Source organism: Marinomonas sp. BSi20584 (assembly GCF_002792415.1).
Taxonomy (GTDB): domain Bacteria; phylum Pseudomonadota; class Gammaproteobacteria; order Pseudomonadales; family Marinomonadaceae; genus Marinomonas; species Marinomonas polaris.
Genome location: NZ_KZ454882.1, coordinates 1 through 24124, shown reverse-complemented (window position 1 = coordinate 24124; position 24124 = coordinate 1). Strand labels below are relative to the sequence as shown.

The window sequence follows — 24124 nt, the reverse complement described above, 5'->3', positions numbered from 1 at the left end:
GCGCAATATAAAAAAGGATATTTACTCTATGTAGTGTGTATTTTTTAGCTAACACACTATATGTAGTGTTTCGTTGTTAATCTGTAGCGAACAATAGTGCTCATTTAGGTGAAAATCAAGGCTTGAAAAAAACTCTAAAATGATAATTGAATAATAGCTAAGTGGTCACTTACTTTACTTGCCTGAAAAAGCGTAAAGTTAGCAATTGGCAATACCATAAGGGCTATTTTTATCTATTTTTTGCTGAAAAAAACTCAACTGCCTGAACGCACGAAAAGTGATCAAGAAATGAGGGTAAGCACCATTTTGAACGCCGCAACCAGTGCAAATAAAATTACTTGGTGGGTAAGGTATATTGGTAGTGCATAACGTCCCATAAATGCCAAAATATGTATTATTGGGTTGTTTGGTATGGGGCACTTATGCCAATTTAGGTATCCAAGAAGAGGGCCAACTAAAACAACACCAATCCATGGGAATGGAAACACGATATCCAAGGTTCTTTGTGGCAGAGCTATGTAGGAAGTGATGGTCGAGAAGGCGTTAGGGAAGTGTAGCCAGTTAGTTGTGTGATAGATGATTATAATTATGGCACCGAATAGTGCTGAAAGAATTGGCCATTGCGCAATGGGTCTAGTGATCAACGATGCGATAAAGATAAAATGCAAAATACCAAAATATATCCACTGGTCAGGGACAGCAAGATAGGTAGCTAACGAAATAGCAGCGGCGGAAATAAATAGTTTTACATCGCGTTTCCAAAACGTCTGGCTACTAGCCTTTCCTAATGCTAGATAAGTTGACCAGCCAATTGCAGATAGAAATAAGGTTAGAATTAGGCTGCGAAAATAGACCCAAAAAGGGTCGTAAATGGAAAACTCCATAAAGCCAAAATTCCGCAAATCCCAGCAGAAATGGAATATCATCATCAGTAGTACGGCGGTACCGCGATAAACGTCTAAAAATGCACTGCGTTTGGTGGGTTCGAAAACGGAAGAGGTTTGCATTGAAGTCCAAGGTGAATAATTAAATGGAAGCTCGGCCATCATACCGATACTCAATTTCTAGCTCAAGCTTGCAGCAGCTTATGCCACAGCTTAAGTTGAATTTACTGTGGGAAAGAGAAAATTTGCTCATGTTTGGCCGCGATATATCGGTGCCAAGAAAAGTTGCGTTTATTGCGGATTTTGGTATTTGTTATCGCTATTCTGGTAAAGATCATCATGGTGCTGGTTGGCCTGATTGGCTATTGCCTATCAAAGAAGAGGCAGAACACCTTGCAGAGCAGCCTTTTAATGCGGTGTTATTGAATTGGTACCAAGATGGTGATGAATATATGGGCTGGCATGCCGATGATGAAAAATCATTAGGGCCTGCGCCAGTCGTTGCTATGTTAAGCCTCGGAGCGAGTCGGCCGTTTCTATTTCGCCTTAAAGCGAATCATCAAATTAAACACAGTGTGGAATTAGAAGACGCAAGCTGGTTGGTTATGTCTGCTTCAACGCAAGTATTGTGGCAGCATTCTTTACCAGTAAGAAAGCGAATCAAAGAGGAGCGAATAAGCTTAACGTTTCGTCTCCTGCTTTGATCCTTATCTACTTACTTTAATACTTCTTTGGTAGAGTCTAATAATTAAGGCGCTTTGCGTGTTCTTAGCCAATCGTTGTCTTTGAGTGTGTAGCAAATGCGATCATGAAGTCGGCTTGGTCGTCCTTGCCAGAATTCAATGAAACTAGGCTTTAGCACATAGCCACCCCAGTTTTCTGGGCAAGGTACTTCTAAATCATTAAAAGCTTGTTCTTCTGCGTTAAAGGCTTTTTGCAGTGCGTCACGGCTAGCAATTACAGTACTTTGTTTTGATGTTCTTGCTGCTAGCTGGCTACCGCGTGGGCGAGTTGCAAAATACGTCTCTGAAGTTGTGCGGGAAACTTTCTCTATAGTGCCCTCTACACGAACTTGACGAGACAGCGCAGGCCAAAAGAAGGTCATGCTAGCTTTATTGTTTTGCGCGAGCTGTTGGCCTTTCTCACTGTCATAGTTTGTGAAAAATGAAAATCCAGCGTCGTTACGTTGTTTCAATAGCACCACGCGTGAATGAGGCCAACCATCTAGTCCAATAGTGCTTAATACCATTGCTGTTGGATCATCAGGGCAAGATTCGATAGCCTTTTCGAGCCAATTGTCAAATAAAGCAAGTGGGTTGTTACCAGCCTGTTCTTCCAAAAGATCGTCGAATTGGTAGTCACGACGAATAGAATGAAGATCTCTGTTCATGATTAAATCCGGTAAGTGGTTATGGTCATGACTTTGGATACTTGGGTCATGATGGCCATAATAGGTTGTGGAAACTCGTATCCGCCTGCTTCTAACGCCATTGCTTTGTGTCTGGCTTCGTCTATGTGCATTTGCGTTAATACAGCTTTGCTTTTTGCATCTTGCATTGGCAGGGTCGCCATGTGTTTTTGAAGATGAATGCAAACCTGATCTTCTGTTGCTGCAACAAAGCCTAAGCTTAATTTATCACTAATAAGGCCAGCTCCAGCTCCTATCATAAATGACGCACCATAAAATAATGGGTTCAAAATGCTCGGCTTGCTGCCTAGGTCATAAAGACGCTGTTCGCACCAGACTAGATGATCTATTTCTTCGTCTGCGGCATGCTCCATCTCTTGGCGAACTGTAGCTAGTTTTGCGGTAGTAGCTTGGCCCGCGTAAAGGGCTTGTGCGCATACCTCTCCAGTATGGTTAATACGCATTAGACCTGATGAATGCTTACGCTCGCTTTGATCCAATTCTGCTTCTTCTAGTTTATCAGCAGGGGAAGATCGATTTGCTTTCGCTGCGTGAGGGACAAGCGTTTGTAAAGCGCGGTCAAACTGTAATACGGCTTTATCTAGAAAAGAGATCATCATATTTCCTCTTGTTAACCTGGAGGCCATGTCATCGCGCGGCCACCCAATACATGCATGTGAATGTGGTAAACGGTTTGCCCACCCATTTCGTTGCAGTTCATGACAACGCGATAGCCTGCGTCGCTGATGCCTTTCTGTTTTGCTATTTTCGCAGCGGTAATTTGTAGTTTGCCAACCACTGGAGCATCTTCATCTGTAAGGTCATTCAGCGTACTAATGTGACGCTTCGGGATGACAAGAAAATGGGTTGGCGCTTTAGGCATAATATCTTCAAAAGCAATAACGTCATTGTCTTCAAATAAAATGTTTGCCGGAATGTCACCCTTTACTATCTTGCAAAATAAACAGTCCATATCATCTCCTTTCGGTTGTATTATTCAAGGTTAGTGGTTTTGCTTCAAGGCGTTTTGCGCAAAGGGTTGATCCGTGACAAAGATGTGTTCTTTAGTCTGTCCCCTTTTTGTATAAGGCGCGATATCCTTTGCTCTAGATGGTTTTCTAACTCAGAGCAGGCTAGTAATTCATCAAATCCCAGCTTTTTTGCATAATCTAGCGACATTTTAACATTGTTGCTGATGAGTAAGCACTGATCTTCATGCCGCATTAAAGGAAGTAATCTTTGCTGTGTAATGTGAGGAATGTGCCCGCCGTTATCAAATACTAAAATAACAGAGCCTGATTCTCTTTTTGCAGGCAGCTCTAAATAATCCAATAAACTTTCTAGAGTGGTGAAGTGCTCTATTTTATTGGTATGACTTTGCAAGATCGTTAGTGCTTTTTGTAGGTCGCTGTCTTCTTGGCCAAATAATATGATGTCAAAGTGATGTTGTTGGCTGATATCGTTATTTAAAGGGCGTATGTGCGCGCGTATAGGGAGCTGGATGTTAACGCTTCGCATATGAGCATTTTCAGATATTTGTATCTCACCTTCTAAGTGTTGGGTGAGAAGTGATATGTAATGCATTCCAAGATCAAAACTGGTTGCAGTAGTGCGAACTTGTGTCGGCAGCGGAAAGCAGCTGAGCTCTAGTAAAGTTACACCTTCTCTGTTTATTTCATGGCGGGTAATGTTGATGGTTAATATTTGATCTGTGAAGTGCTTGAATTCTTGCGCTAGGCTTTCTATAAGGTGCTGCAAAATAGATGCATTCTGTAAGATTTCAACTTGATCTGTCTTGTAAGTATTCAGCTCAATCTGCGTGTTATCTTGATCTAAGCGTTGAACGTTATTGTAAGCATTATCTATTAATTGATTAAGTGATAGCGGGTACGGCTGATCTGGTGGCGTATGTTCTTTAATATCACTAATTAGGTCAATTCGCTCAATCAGATTTTTTAGGTTGTTGTTGGCAGTCAGGCTGCTGGTTAAAAACAGCTTGGTATCATTTGATGTAGCTGCTTGTTCAAGGTGGGAGAGCGTACCTCCAAGAATATTGATTTGACGGCGAAGCCTGTTGGAAATGTCGGATAAAAGGTCTGTTATTTCTGTTTGAGCTTGTTTGCTCTTTTTCGAATGCCTTTGTAGTAGTGGCGTTGTTTGCGCAATCATACCAGTGAAATGAATCATTGCTTCGATGATTATAGTGATGGTTAACCCCCACTCAAACAATAACGCGCTTGGAATAACGCCATAGGCTGACATAAGCCAAGCAAAGTGGCCGCAAAGTAATGTTAGTCGAGCAACCAGGTAGTACCCAGAAAACGGTATATTTTTCATAAAGGCGATGACAGCATGCACAGTTAATATAATAAGAGTGCCAACCACTATGAAAGAAAGAGCCGCTATGTTTATTTTTTCTGGTGAAACGGTGAAAATGATGGCAAATAACGCGTTAATAGAACCGACTGCGATTAATAGTTTGTCTAATTTAGGCAGATGTTCTTTGGTATCAAGATAGAGGCGGGAGAAAAATACAATGGCGCATAAACAAGATAATGCGGCTAGATTGTATATTCGTTCTTGAATATTGATCTGGTTTGGAAACAGCTGAGAAATCTGATCGTGAAGTGCGAGATGTAGAACTGCTATGCCAATGAGCAAGATGCAGTAGATTAAATACATAGGGTGTGATGTTTTGACAAAAAAGAAGGCATTACAAACTAGTAAAGCCAACAATATGCCAATGAGAACCCCGGTGAAAGTTAGGCTTTTTTGAGTGTCTTGGCTTAGTTGAGAAAGGGTTTTAAGCTCGATTTGTGCATTAATTGGTAAGTGAGATGATAGCTTAATGTACAAGGTGAACACGGGGGGCGAGTTGGCTGGAATTGAAAAAATATAGTTTGGTGCTTTGATTTCTTTGTTGTTATAAGGGCGCGCACCACCGAGCTCTGCCTGGATCTGATTTTCGTATAAATTAGGTAGGTAGATGTCTAGATATTGTAGTCTAGGCGAATCTATTTCTAGTAAAATAGGCGTACTGTTGGTAGTTCGTATTGCTACATCGGTGCGAATCCATATGTTGCCTTTTACCAATCCCAATTGTAAGTATTCACGGTTAATTGGACGAAATCTCTTTGCATATTCGTCAGACGCAATAGTGCTAAATGGGAGGGCTTGATCTTCATCGATAAAATAAGAGCCGCTTTTGCTAATATTGAACGTACTATTCGTATCATCAATGATGGCAATAGTGTTTGTGCTCCACGCGGTGTTGGAGATGCTAAGTAAAAACAGTAAAATAAATCGATAAAGCAAAACGCTAGCCTAATTATATTGTATAAAGGCTATCATTATTAACTAGATAGGGGATCAAATGCTATATCCAATTTTGGTGGAGTATTATGTTTGGTTTAGCATACTCTTGTTGGGTGTAACTTGGTTTGCTAGGCAAGCAAAACCGACAACCCGAACTAATCTAATGTACGGCTATGGAATGATTGCAGCGCTAGGTTTTGTGCTTGGTTTAGATTGGGTTGCTGGCATTATTTTTGGTTTATTGGTGCTGGAAGTAGGGCGCTTGTTTAAGGCTTGGTTAGACAAAAAAGAGTCTCAGCTGAAAAATAAGTCATAAGTCTGGATCAATTTTAAGATGTAAAAAAGGCCTCAATTGAGGCCTTTTTTGTTAATAAATAACGTATTTACACTTTAAGTCGACTGCAGATTACTTTTGCTCACGAGCAATTGCACGATGGCCGATGTCGGTGCGGAAATAAACTTTGTCCCAAGACAATGTCTTAACCACATCGTAAGCAGACGCTTGTGCTTCTGCAACCGTATCGCCAAGAGCAACGGCACAAAGAACACGGCCGCCATTGGTAACCACCTGGCCATCTTTTAATGCTGTGCCAGCTTGAAATACTTTCTGGCCTGCAGGAAGTACTGTGTCCAAACCAGAAATTACATCGCCTTTAGGATAATCGGCAGGGTAGCCGCCAGCAGCAAGAACCACGCCTAAGCTTGCGCGAGGATCCCAATCAGCTTCGATTGTATCTAGCTTGCCATTGATTGCAGCCAAACACATTTGTGCCAAATCAGAACGCAAGCGCATCATGATTGGTTGTGTTTCTGGATCACCAAAACGGCAGTTGTATTCGAGCGTTTTTGGTGTGCCATCTGGTGCGATCATCACGCCAGCGTATAAGAAACCGCGGTAGCGATTACCTTCAGCGTTCATGCCTTTGACCGTTGGCATGATGACTTCGTTCATAATGCGATCATGGATTTCTGGTGTAACAACAGGTGCTGGAGAGTAAGCGCCCATGCCGCCAGTGTTAGGGCCTTTGTCACCATTATCACGTGCTTTGTGGTCTTGGCTTGTCGCCATTGGCAAAACGGTCTCGCCATCAACCATGCAGATGAAGCTAGCTTCTTCGCCAACCAAGAATTCTTCGATAACAACACGACTACCTGCATCACCAAAAGCGTTGCCTTGTAGCATGTCTTCAACAGCTTCAATAGCTTCGGCTTCTGTTTGCGCCAAAATAACGCCTTTGCCTGCTGCTAAGCCGTCGGCTTTAACAACGATTGGAGCACCATGCTGCTTGATGTAAGCAATAGCAGGTTCGATCTCGGTGAAGTTACCGTAAGCCGCAGTTGGGATATTGTGGCGAGCTAAGAAGTCTTTAGTGAAGGCTTTAGAGCCTTCTAGTTGTGCTGCTGCCGCCGTTGGGCCGAAGATAGCTAGGCCTTCTTTTTCAAATGCGTCTACTACACCAATAACCAATGGCGCTTCTGGACCAACAATTGTTAGGTCGATGTTTTCTTTTTTTGCAAAAGCAACAAGATCTGCAATATCAGTGACGCCAATGTTAACGTTTTCGACTTTGTTTTCTGTTGCTGAGCCTGCGTTGCCTGGAGCAACGAAAACTTTTTCGACATGGCTAGATTCTGCGGTTTTCCATGCTAGAGCATGTTCACGTCCGCCGTTACCAATAATAAGAACTTTCATGATCTAATCCTTTGTATTGCGAACCAGAGGCCGAAGCCTCCAGTGACTAACTAAAAAGTTTTGAAGTATTAATGGTTGTTTCCATTAATACGGCTTCTTAGCGGTGCGCTCTTAATGATACGCTCTTAATGATACGCTTTTAATAACGTGCTATTAATGATGCGTTCTTAATGGCGGAAGTGGCGCATGCCAGTGAAGACCATTGCCATGCCTGCTTCGTCAGCAGCAGCGATGACTTCTTCATCACGCATAGAGCCACCAGGCTGGATAACAGCCGTAATGCCAGCTTGTGCTGCAGCATCGATACCATCACGGAATGGGAAAAATGCATCAGACGCCATGACAGAACCAATTACTTCTAGTTTCTCGTCAGCTGCTTTAATGCCAGCGATTTTAGCACTGTAAACACGGCTCATCTGGCCTGCGCCTACACCAATAGTTTGTTCCGTTTTTGCATAAACAATCGCATTGGATTTAACGAATTTAGCCACTTTCCAAGCAAACAATAGATCTTTTAGCTCTTCTTCGCTAGGTTGGCGTTTAGAAACGATTTTAAGATCGTCTAAAGTAATCACACCATCGTCACGGTCTTGAACCAATAAGCCGCCGTTAACACGCTTGTAATCTAGTGCTGCTGGCTTGTCTTTTGACCATTGTCCGCATTCAAGTACACGAACATTTTGCTTCGCAGCAACGATATCGGCGGCTTCTTTGCTTACGCTTGGTGCAATGATAACTTCAACGAATTGACGATCAACAATCGCTTGAGCTGTTTTAGCATCTAGCTCTTGGTTGAAAGCAATGATGCCACCGAATGCAGACGTTGGGTCTGTCTGGAAAGCAAGATCGTAGGCTTCAAATTGAGTCGCTGCTGTTGCTACGCCACAAGGGTTAGCGTGTTTAACGATAACGCATGCTGGCTTATCGAAGCTTTTTACGCACTCAAGAGCCGCATCGGTGTCTGCGATGTTGTTATAAGACAGTGCCTTACCTTGGATTTGTTTAGCAGTGCTGATGGACGCTTCTTTAGGATTTGCTTCAACATAGAAAGCGGCTTTCTGGTGTGGATTCTCACCGTAGCGCATTTCTTCTTTTTTGTGGAATTGTAGGTTGAAGGTACGAGCGAAGTCGTCGCTGCCGCCTTCTACTTTTTTACCTAGGAAGTTAGCAATAGCGCCATCGTAGTGAGAAGTATGTTCAAATGCTTTAACAGCAAGGTCGAAACGCTGTTCGAAAGTCAAACCACCATCTGCTTTAATAGATGCCAAGATGTCTTCGTAGTTAGAAGGGGAAACTACGATAGCAACGTCTTTATGGTTTTTCGCTGCAGAGCGAACCATAGTTGGTCCACCGATGTCGATATTTTCGATCGCCATTGGTAAATCGCAATCAGGACGTTCGATAGTCGCTTCGAATGGGTAAAGGTTTACAACCACCATATCGATTTCTTCGATACCGTGTTCTTTCATGATGGCGCCATCGATGTCACGACGACCAAGAATGCCACCGTGCACTTTTGGGTGTAGAGTTTTTACGCGGCCATCCATCATTTCTGGAAAGCCTGTGTAGTCAGAAACTTCAGTTGCTTTAACGTTGCTGTCCAATAAAAGACGGTAAGTACCACCAGTTGAAAGAATTTCAACACCTTGAGCGGTCAGTTCGCGTGCGAATTCGACAATGCCTGTTTTGTCGGAAACACTGATTAACGCTCGTTTGATTGGAGTTACTGTATTTTGATTTGCCATCATGGTTCTCGCAATTAATTTAACACTAAATAAACAAGGGGAAGGTAAGACGAAAAAAAGGGCGAATTCGCCCTTTTTTCTTTGTGCTTATAGCATACCGTATTGCTTCAGCTTCTTGCGAAGTGTACCTCGGTTTAAACCAAGGATGGTGGATGCTTTTGTTTGGTTATCCTTTGTGTAGCTCATGACAGACTCCAGCAAAGGCGCCTCAACCTCTGCTAAGACTAACTGATATAAGTCTGTTATTGGCTGCCCATCAAGATGAGCGAAATAGTTTTGTAGGGCTTTTTCAACATTGTCACGTAGGGTTTGTGACTGCTCTGAAGAAGCGGCTTGAAACGTATGAGTATGAGTTTGTTCTACCACAGAATGACCTTCTATTTTTAAAGCTAACCATTTATTAATGCACGTTGATTGTCATTGAGAAGGGTGATCTAGGTCTTCTTTTTTGATTTTCAGTACATTAAGTGTAAGGTTCGTTTGCCTATTGGCAAACAAAGAACTCTTCCAATTTATCAAGCTGTTCTTGCGTATTATCAATACGGTTAAACAGACTGCGAAATTGTGTTTTATCCGCTAACGTCTGCAGGTACCAACCAACGTGCTTGCGAGCAATACGCACGCCTAAATAATCACCATAAAATTGGTGTAAGGCGTTCACATGGTTGATAACAAGCTGTCTCACCTCAGATAAAGAAGGAGGCGCTAACAATTCGTTTGTTTCTAAATAGTGGTTTATTTCGCGAAAAATCCACGGTCTTCCTTGGGCGGCTCGACCAATCATGATGCCATCCGCTTGGGTGTAATCTTTCACGAATTTTGCGGATTGCGCGTCTTTAATATCTCCATTAGCAAAAATAGGGATGTTTAAATGATGCTTAATCTCTGCAATCGTGTCGTATTCAACTTGTCCTTGGAATTTACATTCCCGTGTTCGTCCGTGAATCGCTAATGCTCGAATGCCAATATCCTCTGCCATTTTCGCAATCGCAAGACCGTTTTTCTGATCAAGACTCCATCCAGTACGGATTTTTAGAGTGACTGGAACAGAAACACTATTTACAACAGACTCCAGTATTTCTCGAACAAGTGCTTCATCTTTAAGTAATGCAGAGCCTGCCGCTTTATTGCATACTTTTTTAGCGGGGCAACCCATGTTTATATCAATGATTTGTGCGCCTAGCTCAACATTTTGTTGAGCGGCTTCAGCCATCATTTGAGGGTCACCGCCAGCAATTTGAACGGATCTCGGCGAGACTTCCGCGTCGTGAATTAAACGATGGCGGCTTTTTGTCGAGTTCCACAGGCGAACATCAGAAGTGACCATTTCTGATACTACTAAGCCTGCGCCTTGGTCATGGCAAAGGCGGCGAAAAGGCAAATCTGTTACGCCTGCCATAGGGGCAAGAATAACGGGCTTGTCAACGCAATATGGGCCAATAGCAAATGCCATGATGTTCCTGAATACTGGATTGAATGTTAAAGATCGTCGACAGCGTCGAGCGGGCGTGAATAATACCTATGCAATCGTTGTTTTTGAAGTCTTGACAGGCTAAAAACTGACTATTTTTTGTTCTTTTTTTAACCTTAGTACTAAAACAGTGAAAAACTAGTAAGAGCGAGTGTCTGTTGGGAAGGCTCTAAGCTGATGAGTGACCGCTCGAGCGCCTGGATCTTGTATCGGAATGACCAAGTGGATCGGGGTATTTGGTGGCATATAGGTGATATCGAGAAAGTCTTTGTGCAGATAATCGTTTGGCGAAAAGAGTCTTGCTGCCACTGGTAGACCGTTTAAGTCAAAAAACTCTAAGGCAATTTTTGGCATTGGCTGAGAGAAATCACTGGTGTTGGTGATAATGGCGTTTACTAAAAGTGTATTCGGTATGGACGGGTGGCTTTGGATGCGAACATGTTGAATGGTGATGGCGCTGATGTCTTCGAATCTTGGTAGTGCACAGCCAGAGTAAGAGCAAATCGTTTTGTAGATGGCTCTAAAATTAGAGGAGCGACTGCCTTCTTCAAAAAAATGCGTAGCCACTTGTGCAGTCAATAAGGCGATTCCTAATAACGAAGCAAAAAACCATAGCCAAGGGTGTCCTTTTTTCTTGCTTGTGAATGATTCGCTCTCGCCCATTAATGGCGCTAAGCTTTGTTGAGCGGATAGTTGCTCAAGGATGGTGTGTTGATTTTTTATGTCGGATGGGCGTGTTTGTTCCGCAGCAGTTTGCGCTAAGGAATGCAGGGCAACCATATAGTCTGGCTCAGGATTGGCTGCTACAGAGGCTTCAGTCGCGGCTGGCTTTGTTGGATTGGCTGCGGGTTTATTTGCTGTAAAGGGTTGCTGTGGTGTCGCCTTAAGTGCGGCTTCTACTTCAGCAAGCTCTAACTCCCATGGTGCTGGCTCATCTTGTCTTTTTGTTTCTGCAGCTGCTCTTTTGGCTTGTTCTTGTTTGTGAACGGACTCTTGGTAAGCATTGTTTGCTTCGAAGGCTTCGTCTTCTTCTAGTATGCTGCTGATTTTTGAACTTGTTGTATCTTCACTCTGTGGTTGCAGGTCCTCGTCATCAAATAGCGTGTGTAGCCAATCTGGATTAACAATTTCTTCTGCAGGAGCGAGCCTATTATCAATAGATGCTTTTAAGTTTGCGTGAGCTTCATTGCTTGGAGGGGTGTTGTTTTGAACTATAGTGTTTTGAGCTATGTTGTTTTGATCTGTCGGCTGGCGAGTCAAATCAGCTTGTGCTTGTTTTTTGGGCGCGACCGTTTCTATTGCTGGATCATTGTTTTCTTGTAGTGACTGTTCTCTTGTATTGGCAGGATTAGTCTTGTTGTTTGCCGCATCGTTGGCATTAAAAATATGGAAGCATTGGCCGCATCTGACTTTGCCCTTGGCCATGCTTAATACTTCATCGCTTACTCGAAATGCGGTTGAACATTTTGGGCAACGTGTTATTAGGCTATTGGCCATAGGGTGTAATCTTCCTGTCTAAAACTGTGCTGAGTAAAACGGCTATTATGCGTGCTTAGTACCTACAATACGAATCCATTCTTCCTTTTCGGTAATGGAGTCAATTGTAAACCACTCTTTATACGCCTCAATCACTTCCTGGGCCTGGTTGGCAAGGATGCCAGAAAGGGCTAATTGACCTTGATTTTTAACCAGAGCGGAAATAGTCGGCGCAAGGTGAGCAAGAGGGCCTGCAAGAATATTTGCAACTACGATATCGGCTTGTAGGTCAGATTCGTACGGAGGCAGTTTTACTTCTAAGCGGCTTGGGTCGATCTTGTTGCGTTCAGCGTTAGCTTCTGTTGCTTGCACAGCTTGTGGGTCGATATCGATACCAACCATGTTGTTTGCACCAAGTAGTAAGCCCGCAATGCCAAGAATACCTGAGCCGCAACCGTAATCTATGATGGTTTTATCTTTGCAATCAATGCTATCTAGCCATTGTAGGCACAATGCGGTAGTGGGGTGAGTGCCTGTACCAAATGCTAAGCCTGGATCTAGCATCAGTGTAACTGCGTTTGGATCTGGTACTTCACGCCAGCTAGGGCAAACCCAAAGACGTTCACCAAATTGGATTGGATGGTAGTTGTCCATCCATTCTCTTTCCCAATCTTTGTCTTCGACTATCTCTATTTTCATATCGATATCAGTTTCACCAAGGGACTCGGCTTTATGTTCAATTACTGGACGAATGTGTTCAATATCGGCGTCTGCTTCAAACAGGCCAGTCACCTTAGTGTTTTTCCATAGAGGTGTAGTGTTTAGGTCTGGTTCGTATACAGGATCGTCATGGACGTCTTCAAAGGTGACAACCATGGCGCCACAGTCAAGAAGAGTATCTTCGAAAGCTGGGACGTGATCGGGCGTGGTATTGATACGTATTTGAAGCCAAGGCATAAAGTGAAGTCCAACAGTAAAACAAACAGGAATAGAATAGCGAAGCTTAGAGCGAGAGGCGAGAGGAAAATGATTGCCCCTAGTGATTTATGTAGTCACTAGGGGCAAAACTGCAGTCTTTATAGACCGAGTTTTTTCTCCAAATAATGGATATTAACGCCACCAGCAATGAAATTAGCATCATTTACTAGGTCTTTTTGTAGCTCTATATTGGTTTTAATACCATCGATGAATGTTTCATCTAGAGCGCCAGAAAGGCGTTTTAGTGCAGCAGTACGATCTGGTGCATGACAAATGATTTTAGCAATCATAGAATCATACGTAGGTGGTACTGTGTAGCCACTGTACAAGTGAGAGTCAACACGAACACCCATACCGCCTGGAGCGTGGAAGTATTCCACTTTACCAGGGCAAGGCATGAAGGTTTTAGCGTCTTCTGCGTTGATTCGAGATTCAACAGCGTGGCCATTTAACTTGATATCTTCTTGTTTAAAAGACAATGGCAAGCCGCTAGCAATACGAAGTTGTTCTTTAACGATATCTACGCCAGTTACCATTTCTGTAACGGGATGTTCTACTTGCACACGAGTGTTCATCTCGATGAAGTAGAAGTTGCCGTCTTCGTATAGGAATTCGAAAGTACCCGCACCACGGTAGTTGATCTTGATACAAGCATCAACACACGCTTTTAAACAAGCTTGGCGAGATTCTTCGTTCAGCATCGGTGCTGGCGCTTCTTCCAGCACTTTTTGATGGCGACGTTGCAAAGAGCAATCACGGTCGTATAGATGAACGGCATTGCCTTGACCATCAGCCAATACTTGAACTTCGACGTGACGCGGGTTTTGTAGGAATTTTTCCATATAAACCGTGCTATCACCGAAGTAAGAACCTGCTTCAGATTGTGTAATGCTGATAGATTTTAGTAGGCTGCCCTCGTTGTGAACAACGCGCATACCACGGCCACCACCGCCTGCCGCTGCTTTAACGATAACCGGAAAGCCGATTTCATTAGCAACACGGATGCATTCTTCAGGATCTGTAGGTACTGGGCCGTTTGAACCTGGAACAGTCGGAACACCAGCTGCTTTCATTGCCTTAATCGCGGAAACTTTGTCACCCATTAGGCGAATCGTTTCGGCCTTAGGACCGATGAAGGTAAAACCAGAACGCTCAACTTGCTCTGCGAAATCCGCATTTTCAGCAAGGAATCCATAGCCTGGGTGGATAGCTGAAGTGTCTGTCAATTCTGCAGCACTGATGATAGCTGGAATATTCAAATAACTTTGAGCTGATGGATTTGGCCCTATGCAGATAGATTCGTCTGCAAGGCGCACATGTAACAAGTCACGGTCAATCTTAGAGTGAACCGCAACGGTTTTGATACCGAGTTCTTTACACGCACGTAAAATACGTAGCGCGATTTCGCCTCGGTTAGCAATCAATACCTTATCGAGCATGATGAAACCTTTGCGTTGGATTAAATGATAGTAATAAGAGGCTGGTCAAATTCAACTGGCTCGCCGTCTTCAACAAGGATAGCGCCAATTGTACCAGATTTATCTGCTTCAATTTGGTTCATCATTTTCATTGCTTCAACGATACAGATAGTATCGCCAGCGTTAACTTTTTGACCTACTTCGATGAAAGGCTTAGCACCTGGTGCAGAAGACTTGTAGTAAGTACCGACCATTGGAGAATTTACAGAGTGACCGGCGAAAGCAGCTGGTGCTTCAGGTGCAGCAGTAGAAGCAACTGGTGCAGCAGCAGGTGCAGCCATCATTGGAGCGGCCATCATAGGTGCTTGAACTGGAGCACCACCACGGCTAATACGAACAGCTTCTTCGCCTTCTTTGATTTCAATCTCATAGACGTTAGATTCTTCTAAAAGTTCGATTAGCTTTTTGATTTTACGAATGTCCATAAATACTCTCTTCTGTCTGTGTTGGTGTTTCAGTGGTTATGTTATCCACTGACTATTATAAAATCTGTGTACTGCTTGTGTTATCCAACAAACAGGGCTTTTATAAAAAAACGAATTGTAAAAGCTTGTAACGCGAAATTATCGATAAAAAGCGGGATATTGTCCAGTTTTGCGTTAAAAAAACCGAAAAATGTTCTTGCTGGTTTATTTTTAGTCAAAAGTAAACTGCCGTGCTTTTTTATAAAAGTTATTAGTCGATAGCGTGATTTAAGCGATCAATTAGTAAGGATTTTGTCGGTTCGCCCATCAAAGTTAATGCTTTACGCTCTTCGCCTTTACTATCTAAAAATACCAGTGATGGCGGCCCAAATAAGTTGAACTTCTGCATTAATGCTTGGTTCTTCGCTGAATTTTCCGTGACATCAACTCGAACTAATTGAACCTTATCGAGCAGTGGTAACACGTCAGATGAAGCAAACATGTCTTCTAATATTTTGCAGCTGATACACCAATCTGCATAAAGATCTAAAATGATAGGGCGAGAGTCTTGATTTGCTATAATTCCATCAAGTTCGTCTAAGTTCGTAATTGTGGCGTCAAATATTACTTTCTCCTCTAGTGTTGTTGAGGGTGATGATAATTTTTTCAAGGGTTGCAGTGGACTGCTGCTACCTGTTGTGCCGCCAATAAACTCAACACTGCCGATAAGGAAAAAGGCTAAGGCCAAAAACCAACGAATAGGGTGCGAGGTTACTTTATAAGCTCGATGAATGAAGTAGCCGCTTATTGCCAATGCAAGAATGCTCCATAGATACAAGTGGCTGTTCATTGGTAACCAACGAGTAATCATCCAGACTGCCATAGCGAGTAAACCAAAGCCCATGAGTACCTTAATATCGTGCAACCACTCTCCGCTTTTGGGTAATACTTTAGGCCCAAAAAGGCCGACTAGTAATAGTGGAACCCCCATGCCTAGCGCCATGACAAACAGCATCGTCGCGCCATACCACGCATTACCATGGCTGCTTATATATAGTAAGGTACCAGCAAGTGGTGCAGAGACGCATGGTGAGACTATTAGCGTAGATAAAACCCCAGCGATAAAAATACTCGCGGTTGATTTCCAAGTAGAACTTGTTGATTTGGTCGACACTTGAAGGCGCTGTTGCCATGAGCTTGGCAGTCTTATTTCATAGACACCGAACATTGCTAGGGCCAGTAATACAAAGATGATTGCACTGCTAATTAATAAAATAGGGTTTTGTAGCTGGGCCTGTAGATTGAGCTGGGTACCAAAAACACCGACCAATCCACCAATGGCCGCATAGGTCAATGCCATGGCTAGTACATAAATAAAGCTGTAATAAAATGCGCCTAATTTTGAATTACGAGTGCCAATGACAATCGCACTGACAATAGGCACCATAGGAAGTACGCAAGGCGTTAGTGATAAAAGTAACCCTAAGCTAAAGATAGCAATGAGAGTTACCCAAGTATTGTTATTGCTGAGCAACTGACTTACTGATTGCGCTTCGGAAGGTACAAGTATTGTGTTGGAAGATTGAGGGTTTTCTGCTCCAGGTTGAGATGCTGTTAGATGTTTTTCTGTCGATGCCAGTTTTTCTGTTGATGATAATAGTGCGGGAACCGTAAATTGAATCGGCATTTTTTGTGGCGCGTAACATAAGCCTTTATCGGCACAGCCTTGATAAGATAGTACGGCATTAACTTTAGTGCCTGCTGTCAGTTTGATGTCGTAATAAATGGGCAGAGTTAATTGCTCGCGATAAACCGTTACTTCACCATAATAAGGATCTTGTTTGATTTCGCCGGCAGGAAAAGGCGAAAAATGCAGTTTATCTGCAGCATCACCAGACAAGGCGAATTGTTCTTGATATAAATAGTAGCCATCATGAATCTGCCATGTTGCCATTAATTTTCCGTCTTTAGGAGCCGAGACGGATAGTTGGAAAGCTTGGTCTACAGTTAAAAATTCTGGTTCTGCAAGTCTTGATGTGGGGCCGAAAGTGAAGGCGTGAGAAACGCTTTGAAATATCAGTAAAAACAGTAGAACAAGTAGGCGCATAAATATCTTCAATCAAATTGAGCGTATTGTGTAAATTGTAAATCCATATTTCATCACGCTAGATAGAAGGTGTAGACTACCAATCCACCTTTAAGTTGCCAATCGCAAGGGGGCAAATTGAGTAAAAACCTAGTTTCTTTTCTAATTGTTGTAGTTTTCCTGACAGGCTGTCAGGAAAATGTGAAGTCAACAGAGAAAAGCCAGCCACTACAAGAAGTGGAAGTCACCCAAGCTGTAGTAGCTAAGGCTTCTGTTAATAAATCAGTCAATATTGAAAAGCCAACGGCGATAAAAACACAGCAACCTAAAGCTGCCAAAGTCCCAACGGCTTTTGAACGATTGACGCAGCGATTGATAGAACAGGGCGAAATAGCTTTAGCTGCAGAGCGATTTTTAACGCCAGTAGACGACAATGCTAACTTGTACTTTCAGGCTGCGCTAGGACGTGATCCTGGTAATTTCCGTGCAATTCAAGGCATTACTGCCATTGTGGATGTTTATACGCAATGGGCATGGCAAGCGGCTAGAAACGGTGATTATAAGAAGGCTGCAAAATATTTAGATTCTGCACGCTCCGTTAATCCAGAAGATCCTGCCATCATAGAAATGACGTCGCGTGTTAGTGATTTGAAAGCGAAACGAGAGCAGGCTGCTAAGATTTCAAAAACAAAGCCAGAGTCGAAAGAACCGAAAGCTCTAAAAGAGGGACAGTTTTTATTGCCCGAAACACTTTTTAGTTTGAGTGAAGAAGAGATAATCGCAAAGATTCAGCCTATTATAGATGAAGTGGCAACAGCGGATCGTCCCATCGCTATTTACTGGCCAAATGACAAAGAAGCACGTTTGATTTATCAAATCATTAATAGCCGTGTTCCCGAATTTCGTGTTCGTGCGATGACATATCATCGTGCTGATTACATGGTCGAATTACAACAAGATTAAGGTAGGTCAAGAATGTCGTGGTTAGCGAATAAGTTACAAGGTTTAAAGCCAAGTATTAATTTCTCGAGTGTGGGGAAAGTCGCCATATCTGCTGTGCTCATTGCTGCTGTATTGTTGAGCTTTTTAGGTATGTATTGGAGTAGTGAACCAGATCAATTTGATGTCGTTGCTACAGCAAAAGAAAAGGCTACCGAGCGTGGTTATTTAAACAATAGTAAAAAGCTCGTTGTTGGCTACACAACTGCAAGCACACTGCACACCATCATGGAAACATTACTGGACAAACCAGGCGGTTTTATTAGCAATGACATACTGCCGCCAGGTGTGTTTATGGACAACATGCCAGCATGGGAATTTGGTGTGTTGGTTCAGTCTCGCGATTTGGCTAGAGCGTTCCGTAAAGAGTTTAGCCGCTCTCAGTCCCAGTCCACAGAAGATGTAAACTTAAAAATAGCCGAGCCACAATTCAACTTCGACAACAAAAGCTGGGCCTTGCCATCTAGTGAAAGCGAATATCGTCGTGGTAATAAAGAGCTAATGGAGTATCTTGATCGTTTGGCTGGCCAATCAAACAACAAAGCCCAATTCTATGCTCGTGCCGATAACCTTTCGGACTGGTTATCAGACGTCAGTACTCGTCTTGGTAGCTTGTCTCAGCGTTTATCTGCAAGTGTAATAGAAGACAAACCACAGTTGGAATCAGACGAAAATACCCGTTACGTGCGTACGCCTTGGTCTAAAGTAGATGATGTTTTTTATGAAGCTCGTGGCACAAGCTGGGCACTGATCCACATGTTGCGTGCTGTAGAAGTAGATTTCATCTTCACTTTACAGGACAAAAACGCACTGGTTAGCTTGCGTCAAATTATCCGTGAACTAGAAGCAACCCAAGCCAATGTCTGGTCGCCCTTTATCTTAAACGGCAGTGGCTTCGGCGTATTGGCGAACCATTCCTTGGTTATGGCTTCTTATATCGCACGTGCAAATACCGCGATTATCGACCTACGTCGTTTGCTTGAACAAGGCTAACGCGGCAATGCCACTTAGTCACAGCAGGGAAATTCGTCTAGCGGTATTAGACGATGCCCCTGCGATATTAGACATCTTTCAGCACTGCGACCTTTTTGCCAGCACAGGCCATCGACAAGATCATATTGGTTTGATCGATGTCATGGACTGGCTAGAAAGCGTCACTGATAACCATCCCATGTTAGTCCTAGAAGAACAGGGCAATGTGATTGCTTGGTGCTCCGTTGAACCTTTTTATGGCTTACCCGCTTTTGATACTGCTTGTGAGGTCAGCTTCTATGTATTACCAAACAGGCAGGGGAAAGGCATTGGCACACAGTTATTTCAATACCTAGAAACGAACCGACCAGAACTTGGTTTCACCCATCTCGTTGCCTACATCTATGCCAGCAACCTCGAAAGCCAAGGCTTCTTCAAACGCCAAGGATTTGATCAATGGGGATTGCTGCCGAATATTGCTCAGAATGAACAGATTAAAGAAGACGTGTTTATTCTTGGAAGAGAGTTTTTCTAGTGATCAATATCAGTACGATTGATAGGAACTGAATGAAAATATGATCATTCGAAAAGCGTGTTTAGACGATCTGTCCAGTATTGCAAACCTACATGCCCAAAGTTGGCGTGACAATTACCGTGATGTCTTGTCTGAAGAGTACCTTGAAAAAATTGTATTTACTGATAGGCAAGCAGTATGGACATCTCGACTAAACAACCCTTTAACCAACCAGTTGGTGTTAGTCGCTGAGATAGATGACCATATATGCGGCTTCATTTGTGCGTTTGGCGATAATCATCCAACTTTCGGCACTATCATCGATAACCTACATGTAAAATCGGGTAATAAAGGCAAAGGTACTGGCCGTCAATTACTCGCCGCTGTGGTATCTTGGGCTGCGGCTCATTATAAAAACACAGACTTATATTTAGAAGTTTTAGAGTCTAATGCCAAAGCCATTGGATTCTATGAAGCCCTTGGCGCTAAAAATATCGGCTCTTCTTATTGGCATACACCTTGTGGCAACCAAACAAAAGAATTCATCTACAGCTGGGGGCTGCCAGACACCTTGGCTGAAAAGCTTTTATTATCTAAATAGAGTGATTATCCGTTAAGTGGCGCATCTGTTCAGTGATCCAATCTGTCAATTTATTACTTGGGCTGTCGAGTCGTTTCACTATACCTATTTCAATTAATTGATCCGTTAAAAAGTCACTTTTGGCGATTTTTATTTGCTCAAAAAACCAATGTGCCTTGGCAATATGCTCAGGTACGATGGCCCAACCTTGATTCTGCGTTACCAATTCACAAATTAGATAATAACTGTCTAAATCCCAATGATCTGGGCTTAGGGCATTTTCGCGGTTTTCTCCTGAACGATTGCATAGTACGAATTGACGGTATTGCTGTAGTTGCGCAAGACTCAATATATTTTCTTTAGCAAGAGGGTGCTTTTTACCGACAATCAGGATTTTTTTAAAATATCCCAAAGACTGCAAAGTTAACTTTGGTGGCAAAGCACTGTTGCTAATCATAAAACCAATGTCAGCTTTTTGATTAGCAATGGCTATGGCGATGTCGTCTTGTGACCCATTGGTAATAACTAAATGCGTGTTAGGAAATAAATCGCCAACTTGAGAAAAAATAGAGTGGATGGTTTCCAATGGCAAGGCTTCATCTAGCGCGATGCGTAATGAAATGGGTTCTTTGTTCGCTGCTGATAAAGCACGTGAGTCTAGACGTAAGCACTGATTAAGCACGGCTCGCGCTTCGGGGAGCATTTCTTTACCCAGAGGCGTTAATGCGGGGAATTTAGAGCTGCGATCAAATAACTCAAACCCTAAATCCAATTCTAAATTGGCGATGGCACTACTGATACGCGATTGTGCCTTTTGTAATTGCCTTGCTGCTGCCGAAAAAGAACCCAACTCTGCGGCGGTAACAAAAGCCAGTAACTGATCCAGTGTCCAATTCATTTCTTTGCTCATAAAATGGTTACTCTCGCGGCATAGATTATTGCTTAATCCATCCTATAAACGGATGGTAACTAACTTTCTTATATCTCAATTATATATATTATGCCTGCATTCTTACTTTCTGGATATTTAAGTTATGCAAGCCGCTACACCTGTTCAACCGTCACAATCCGTGGCAAGCACATTTTGGCGTTTTGCCATTCCTTCCATAGTCGCTATGTTAGTCAGTGGTCTATATCAGATTATTGATGGCTTCTTCGTTGGTCACTTTGTTGGTGCACACGGACTCGCAAGCATCAACATGGCCATTCCATTGCTTGGTTTAATCATGGGTTTTGGCTTGCTTGTGGGTATGGGCGGCGGCAGTGTATTATCTAAATATCGTGGCGAGAAAAACCTCGCAGCCACTCAAGCAACACTCGTCACGGCGCTTTTTTTGATCATTTTGATTGGCTTATTGGCAACTATCGTGTTTATTGCTTTTGGTAAAAGTTTGCTCAATATTCAAGGCGCGACGGGCGTCATCCTAGAAATGAGCTGGAGTTATGTGCAGGTAATGTCGTTTGGTGCGCTTATTTCGATTGGTGCGAGTGCCATGCCGATGTTGGTCCGAAATGACGACAGCCCAAATCTTGCGACGGTATTCATCATCGTTGGCGCCTTGACCAACATTGTCTTGGACTATGTTTTCTTAGGCCATCTTGACATGGGGTTAAAAGGTGCAGCCATTGCCACCCTAATAGCTCAACTGGCGACTTGTGTATTGTGTCTACGTTATTTTACGTCGGCAAAAGTCAAAACCAAGCTGACTATTAAGCAACTTGATAAAACCATCGCCATTCGTATCGTGCAATTGGGTGCGTCAAACTTAGTGATGTTTATCTACTTCAGCTTCGTCATGGCGTTCCATAATATGCAATTTATGGCCTACGGAGACACCACGCAATTAGCCGCTTTCGCGATTGTTGGCTACTTAGCGAGCTGTTACTACTTCTTCGCTGAAGGCTTAGTCAGCGGCTTGCAGCCACCGGTGAGTTACTACCTAGGCGCCAAGCAATACAAGCGCATTATCGAAACCGTAAAACTGGCTTTTTCTGTTACCGTTGGATCCGGCATCGCTTTGGTTATACTGTTTAACATTGTTCCTGAGCTCTTTATTAGCATCTTTACCACAGGCAACGATGCATTACTTGAAGCAAGTAAAAATGGCATTCGCCTGCACTTAATGGCACTGTTTTTAGACGGCTTTTTATTTATGGCGTCCATCTACTTTGTTGCCGTCGGTAAAAGCGGGCAAGCCCTGTTTGTCTCCGTAGGTAACATGTTGATACAGTTTCCATTCCTATTCATCTTGCCGAAATACCTAGGCATTGATGGTGTTTGGTTAGCCGTTCCTCTTTCCAACATCACCTTCGCACTGATTGTACTGCCGATGCTATTGATCAACCTGAAAGGACTAATGAAAATGCATAGACAGCAGAACAATTCAGATGGGGGCGTGGCTGTTTGCCAGTGACATCCCGATGAAGAACACTTTGCTCAAAGTGTTCTTCAAATTTGGCTTCTTCGTTTCCATTCAAACGCTTTGTATTCCTAAAGTTTTTTCCGCTCTGCTGAGCGGGTAACTTTTTGCTAGCACCCAAAAAGTAACCAAAAATTCGCTTTATCGGGCTTTCGCCCAAACGTATCATTTACTTTGTTTAATGTTGCGTTTAGCAAGACGATTTTTATCGTAAGGCATAGATTGGTTTTTTCTGTTCGAGAGACTTTGTCTGTTAATGACTCTGAAACTCCATAAAGTCGCGCAACTTCGTCGCGTCGAACTGACTTCTTCGTAGCTATTCGTGTATAACCAAAACGTAGGGCATCTTAAGCGCAGCGTAATGTGCCGGTTGAAAGCGAAGCTTTCATCTTTAAGGTAGGCTGTCCTTCTGGACGACAGAAAACTGGAATAAAGTGAAAAAGGGTTTAATCTTCTTAATAGGCATATGGTATTGCATGGCGAATCACTAGATTACGGAAGCAAGCTTAATAGTTTAAAGGCGATTTCTCTAGTTAATTACGTATCACAGGCATTAAACAAAAATGTAGGTTACCCTTAACTAGGTTATATTGTCAGACAAACTTTACGCAGAAATACCACTGGATACACCAATGAAAACCATCATAATCACAGATATTTTTGGTAGAACCGCAGCCCTTGAACGCCTTACCGCAGAGATAAGCGAAGACGCGTTAATTTTAGATCCATATGATTCAGAGTTTATGAATTTTAAAAACGAAGAGGCTGCTTATGCGTATTTTTCTGAGAATGTCGGTTTGGGTTCCTACGCTGATAAATTAAAGCAAGTTTTGCTGGAACAACAAGGTGGGGTGTTGTTGATTGGCTTCAGTGTTGGTGCTTCAGCTATCTGGAATATTTCAGGTGATGAGTCTATCACGGTAGTCAAAAAAGCGATCTGTTACTACGGCTCGCAGATTAGAAGCAATGTTGTTTGTAATCCACGGTTTCCTATCGAATTAGTGTTTCCTTCCATGGAGCGTCATTTCTCAGTTGATGAATTGATTCATCAACTATCGGGAAAGCAAAACGTGTCCATTCGCCAAGTATCCTATCTTCACGGTTTTATGAACAAATTGTCTTTGAATTACGATTTCCAAGGATATGGTGAAGAGATAATGTATTTGAATAGTACCCAAAGAAGAGATTAATCCCATCCTCCGCCTCCCCCTTGGAAGACAAAAGGGGAAGGGATTTAGTGATTAGTAAACGTTACCTTCAATATTCGACCTCCATAGAAAATGAAAGCTTCGCTTTCATCGGCGCATTACGGTCGTACCTCCCTCATGTCACTCTACGTCTTTGTTTTCCATCACTGCAGACCGAAGAAGTCTGTTCGACGCGACGAAGTTGCGCGACTTTATGGAGTTTCAGAGTCATTAACGGAAGGACTCTCTCGAACAATAAGCTCAATCTATGCCTTACGATAAAAATCGTGTTGCTAGACGTGATGTCAAACAATATGAATAAGACGTTTGGGCGAAAGCCCGATAAAGAGACCTTTTGGTTACTTTTGTGGATCTGGACAAAAGTTACCCGCCCAGCAGGGCGGAAAAAAGGTCTGGAGTACAAAGCGTTTGAATGGCGTCTAAATTCCGCGTCGGGCTCAAGCCGCGACCTACCCTAGAATATGAAAGCTTCGCTTTCAGCGTCAGATCACGC

At 43.0% G+C, this 24124-nt stretch carries 23 protein-coding genes; 8 read left to right on the top strand and 15 right to left on the bottom strand.

Going from position 1 to position 24124, the window contains the following annotated elements; translation table 11 throughout:
• Window positions 1-281: 281 nt before the first annotated feature.
• Window positions 282-1049 carry a heparan-alpha-glucosaminide N-acetyltransferase gene (locus TY87_RS13705; protein WP_232617141.1) on the bottom strand — a complete coding sequence of 256 codons (768 nt, stop codon included), beginning with the start codon at window positions 1047-1049 and terminating at the stop codon, window positions 282-284.
• Between TY87_RS13705 and TY87_RS13700 the strand changes: the two genes are divergently transcribed.
• Window positions 1031-1588, top strand: a complete 558-nt coding sequence (locus TY87_RS13700) for an alpha-ketoglutarate-dependent dioxygenase AlkB family protein (protein WP_072838167.1) — start codon at window positions 1031-1033, stop codon at window positions 1586-1588. The two genes, TY87_RS13705 and TY87_RS13700, sit on opposite strands and share 19 nt — an antisense overlap.
• Before the next feature lie 44 nt (window positions 1589-1632).
• Here TY87_RS13700 and pdxH read toward each other — a convergent pair whose 3' ends face one another.
• Genes pdxH through TY87_RS13680 form a run of 4 tightly spaced genes read right to left on the bottom strand, consistent with a single transcriptional unit; the run spans window position 1633 to window position 5607 of the window.
• Entirely contained in the window at window positions 1633-2274 is a 642-nt protein-coding gene (gene pdxH, locus TY87_RS13695; protein WP_072838166.1) for a pyridoxamine 5'-phosphate oxidase, read from the bottom strand.
• A 2-nt stretch (window positions 2275-2276) separates the two neighbouring features.
• Complete coding sequence (gene coq7, locus TY87_RS13690) at window positions 2277-2909, bottom strand: 2-polyprenyl-3-methyl-6-methoxy-1,4-benzoquinone monooxygenase (protein ID WP_100187568.1); 633 nt, start codon at window positions 2907-2909, stop codon at window positions 2277-2279.
• A 14-nt stretch (window positions 2910-2923) separates the two neighbouring features.
• A complete protein-coding gene (locus tag TY87_RS13685; protein ID WP_100187497.1) occupies window positions 2924-3265 on the bottom strand; it encodes a histidine triad nucleotide-binding protein in 342 nt (113 codons plus the stop codon).
• 44 nt (window positions 3266-3309) lie between these two features.
• On the bottom strand, window positions 3310-5607 hold the full coding sequence (locus TY87_RS13680) for a sensor histidine kinase (protein WP_100187496.1): 2298 nt from the start codon (window positions 5605-5607) through the stop codon (window positions 3310-3312).
• A 58-nt stretch (window positions 5608-5665) separates the two neighbouring features.
• Here TY87_RS13680 and TY87_RS13675 point away from each other — a divergent pair, with 58 nt between their 5' ends.
• The gene (locus TY87_RS13675; RefSeq protein ID WP_072838163.1) at window positions 5666-5923 is read left to right on the top strand and encodes a hypothetical protein; all 258 of its coding nucleotides are present in this window, start codon (window positions 5666-5668) and stop codon (window positions 5921-5923) included.
• 90 nt (window positions 5924-6013) lie between these two features.
• Here TY87_RS13675 and purD read toward each other — a convergent pair whose 3' ends face one another.
• The 9 genes from purD to dsbD all read right to left on the bottom strand — a co-directional run bounded on the left by purD (window position 6014) and on the right by dsbD (window position 16959).
• Window positions 6014-7300, bottom strand: a complete 1287-nt coding sequence (gene purD, locus TY87_RS13670; RefSeq protein ID WP_100187495.1) for a phosphoribosylamine--glycine ligase — start codon at window positions 7298-7300, stop codon at window positions 6014-6016.
• Between the two features lie 167 nt (window positions 7301-7467).
• Window positions 7468-9045 (bottom strand): bifunctional phosphoribosylaminoimidazolecarboxamide formyltransferase/IMP cyclohydrolase, encoded by a 1578-nt coding sequence (gene purH / locus TY87_RS13665; RefSeq protein ID WP_100187567.1) that lies wholly within the window; start codon window positions 9043-9045, stop codon window positions 7468-7470.
• Window positions 9046-9132: 87 nt separating this feature from the next.
• Entirely contained in the window at window positions 9133-9411 is a 279-nt protein-coding gene (gene fis, locus TY87_RS13660; protein ID WP_012070668.1) for a DNA-binding transcriptional regulator Fis, read from the bottom strand.
• A gap of 118 nt (window positions 9412-9529) precedes the next feature.
• On the bottom strand, window positions 9530-10498 hold the full coding sequence (gene dusB, locus TY87_RS13655; protein WP_100187494.1) for a tRNA dihydrouridine synthase DusB: 969 nt from the start codon (window positions 10496-10498) through the stop codon (window positions 9530-9532).
• 156 nt (window positions 10499-10654) lie between these two features.
• Complete coding sequence (locus TY87_RS13650; protein WP_100187493.1) at window positions 10655-12013, bottom strand: zinc-ribbon and DUF3426 domain-containing protein; 1359 nt, start codon at window positions 12011-12013, stop codon at window positions 10655-10657.
• Between the two features lie 45 nt (window positions 12014-12058).
• Window positions 12059-12949 carry a 50S ribosomal protein L11 methyltransferase gene (gene prmA / locus TY87_RS13645; protein WP_072838159.1) on the bottom strand — a complete coding sequence of 297 codons (891 nt, stop codon included), beginning with the start codon at window positions 12947-12949 and terminating at the stop codon, window positions 12059-12061.
• Between the two features lie 119 nt (window positions 12950-13068).
• The gene (accC, locus tag TY87_RS13640; RefSeq protein WP_072838158.1) at window positions 13069-14409 is read right to left on the bottom strand and encodes an acetyl-CoA carboxylase biotin carboxylase subunit; all 1341 of its coding nucleotides are present in this window, start codon (window positions 14407-14409) and stop codon (window positions 13069-13071) included.
• A 20-nt stretch (window positions 14410-14429) separates the two neighbouring features.
• The gene (gene accB / locus TY87_RS13635; protein WP_100187492.1) at window positions 14430-14873 is read right to left on the bottom strand and encodes an acetyl-CoA carboxylase biotin carboxyl carrier protein; all 444 of its coding nucleotides are present in this window, start codon (window positions 14871-14873) and stop codon (window positions 14430-14432) included.
• A 250-nt stretch (window positions 14874-15123) separates the two neighbouring features.
• Complete coding sequence (gene dsbD, locus TY87_RS13630) at window positions 15124-16959, bottom strand: protein-disulfide reductase DsbD (protein ID WP_100187491.1); 1836 nt, start codon at window positions 16957-16959, stop codon at window positions 15124-15126.
• A 117-nt stretch (window positions 16960-17076) separates the two neighbouring features.
• On the opposite strand from dsbD, the gene TY87_RS13625 reads away from it, so the two are divergent.
• The 4 genes from TY87_RS13625 to TY87_RS13610 are packed head-to-tail and all read left to right on the top strand — an operon-like array spanning window position 17077 to window position 20024.
• On the top strand, window positions 17077-17901 hold the full coding sequence (locus TY87_RS13625) for a tetratricopeptide repeat protein (protein ID WP_100187490.1): 825 nt from the start codon (window positions 17077-17079) through the stop codon (window positions 17899-17901).
• 12 nt (window positions 17902-17913) lie between these two features.
• Window positions 17914-18930: a DUF2333 family protein gene (locus TY87_RS13620; RefSeq protein WP_072838154.1), complete on the top strand. Its 1017-nt coding sequence runs from the start codon at window positions 17914-17916 to the stop codon at window positions 18928-18930.
• A gap of 7 nt (window positions 18931-18937) precedes the next feature.
• Complete coding sequence (locus TY87_RS13615; RefSeq protein WP_100187489.1) at window positions 18938-19444, top strand: GNAT family N-acetyltransferase; 507 nt, start codon at window positions 18938-18940, stop codon at window positions 19442-19444.
• Window positions 19445-19484: 40 nt separating this feature from the next.
• Window positions 19485-20024 (top strand): GNAT family N-acetyltransferase, encoded by a 540-nt coding sequence (locus TY87_RS13610; RefSeq protein WP_100187488.1) that lies wholly within the window; start codon window positions 19485-19487, stop codon window positions 20022-20024.
• Here TY87_RS13610 and TY87_RS13605 read toward each other — a convergent pair.
• Window positions 20017-20901 carry a LysR family transcriptional regulator gene (locus TY87_RS13605; protein WP_100187487.1) on the bottom strand — a complete coding sequence of 295 codons (885 nt, stop codon included), beginning with the start codon at window positions 20899-20901 and terminating at the stop codon, window positions 20017-20019. The two genes, TY87_RS13610 and TY87_RS13605, sit on opposite strands and share 8 nt — an antisense overlap.
• Before the next feature lie 136 nt (window positions 20902-21037).
• On the opposite strand from TY87_RS13605, the gene TY87_RS13600 reads away from it, so the two are divergent.
• A complete protein-coding gene (locus tag TY87_RS13600; RefSeq protein ID WP_100187486.1) occupies window positions 21038-22417 on the top strand; it encodes an MATE family efflux transporter in 1380 nt (459 codons plus the stop codon).
• A gap of 638 nt (window positions 22418-23055) precedes the next feature.
• Complete coding sequence (locus TY87_RS13595) at window positions 23056-23613, top strand: hypothetical protein (protein WP_100187485.1); 558 nt, start codon at window positions 23056-23058, stop codon at window positions 23611-23613.
• Window positions 23614-24124: the final 511 nt, after the last annotated feature.

Bases quoted from the DNA above. Each gene is read 5' to 3' on its own strand.
- pdxH (WP_072838166.1), bottom strand. From the start codon at position 2,274: ATGAACAGAGATCTTCATTCTATTCGTCGTGACTACCAATTCGACGAT.
- TY87_RS13700 (WP_072838167.1), top strand. From the start codon at position 1,031: ATGGAAGCTCGGCCATCATACCGATACTCAATTTCTAGCTCAAGCTTG.
- TY87_RS13620 (WP_072838154.1), top strand. From the start codon at position 17,914: ATGTCGTGGTTAGCGAATAAGTTACAAGGTTTAAAGCCAAGTATTAAT.
- accC (WP_072838158.1), bottom strand. From the start codon at position 14,409: ATGCTCGATAAGGTATTGATTGCTAACCGAGGCGAAATCGCGCTACGT.
- TY87_RS13615 (WP_100187489.1), top strand. From the start codon at position 18,938: ATGCCACTTAGTCACAGCAGGGAAATTCGTCTAGCGGTATTAGACGAT.
- TY87_RS13685 (WP_100187497.1), bottom strand. From the start codon at position 3,265: ATGGACTGTTTATTTTGCAAGATAGTAAAGGGTGACATTCCGGCAAAC.
- purD (WP_100187495.1), bottom strand. From the start codon at position 7,300: ATGAAAGTTCTTATTATTGGTAACGGCGGACGTGAACATGCTCTAGCA.
- prmA (WP_072838159.1), bottom strand. From the start codon at position 12,949: ATGCCTTGGCTTCAAATACGTATCAATACCACGCCCGATCACGTCCCA.
- dusB (WP_100187494.1), bottom strand. From the start codon at position 10,498: ATGGCATTTGCTATTGGCCCATATTGCGTTGACAAGCCCGTTATTCTT.
- TY87_RS13610 (WP_100187488.1), top strand. From the start codon at position 19,485: ATGATCATTCGAAAAGCGTGTTTAGACGATCTGTCCAGTATTGCAAAC.
- TY87_RS13600 (WP_100187486.1), top strand. From the start codon at position 21,038: ATGCAAGCCGCTACACCTGTTCAACCGTCACAATCCGTGGCAAGCACA.
- TY87_RS13705 (WP_232617141.1), bottom strand. From the start codon at position 1,049: ATGATGGCCGAGCTTCCATTTAATTATTCACCTTGGACTTCAATGCAA.
- TY87_RS13605 (WP_100187487.1), bottom strand. From the start codon at position 20,901: ATGAATTGGACACTGGATCAGTTACTGGCTTTTGTTACCGCCGCAGAG.
- coq7 (WP_100187568.1), bottom strand. From the start codon at position 2,909: ATGATCTCTTTTCTAGATAAAGCCGTATTACAGTTTGACCGCGCTTTA.
- TY87_RS13675 (WP_072838163.1), top strand. From the start codon at position 5,666: ATGCTATATCCAATTTTGGTGGAGTATTATGTTTGGTTTAGCATACTC.
- dsbD (WP_100187491.1), bottom strand. From the start codon at position 16,959: ATGCGCCTACTTGTTCTACTGTTTTTACTGATATTTCAAAGCGTTTCT.
- accB (WP_100187492.1), bottom strand. From the start codon at position 14,873: ATGGACATTCGTAAAATCAAAAAGCTAATCGAACTTTTAGAAGAATCT.
- TY87_RS13650 (WP_100187493.1), bottom strand. From the start codon at position 12,013: ATGGCCAATAGCCTAATAACACGTTGCCCAAAATGTTCAACCGCATTT.
- purH (WP_100187567.1), bottom strand. From the start codon at position 9,045: ATGGCAAATCAAAATACAGTAACTCCAATCAAACGAGCGTTAATCAGT.
- TY87_RS13595 (WP_100187485.1), top strand. From the start codon at position 23,056: ATGAAAACCATCATAATCACAGATATTTTTGGTAGAACCGCAGCCCTT.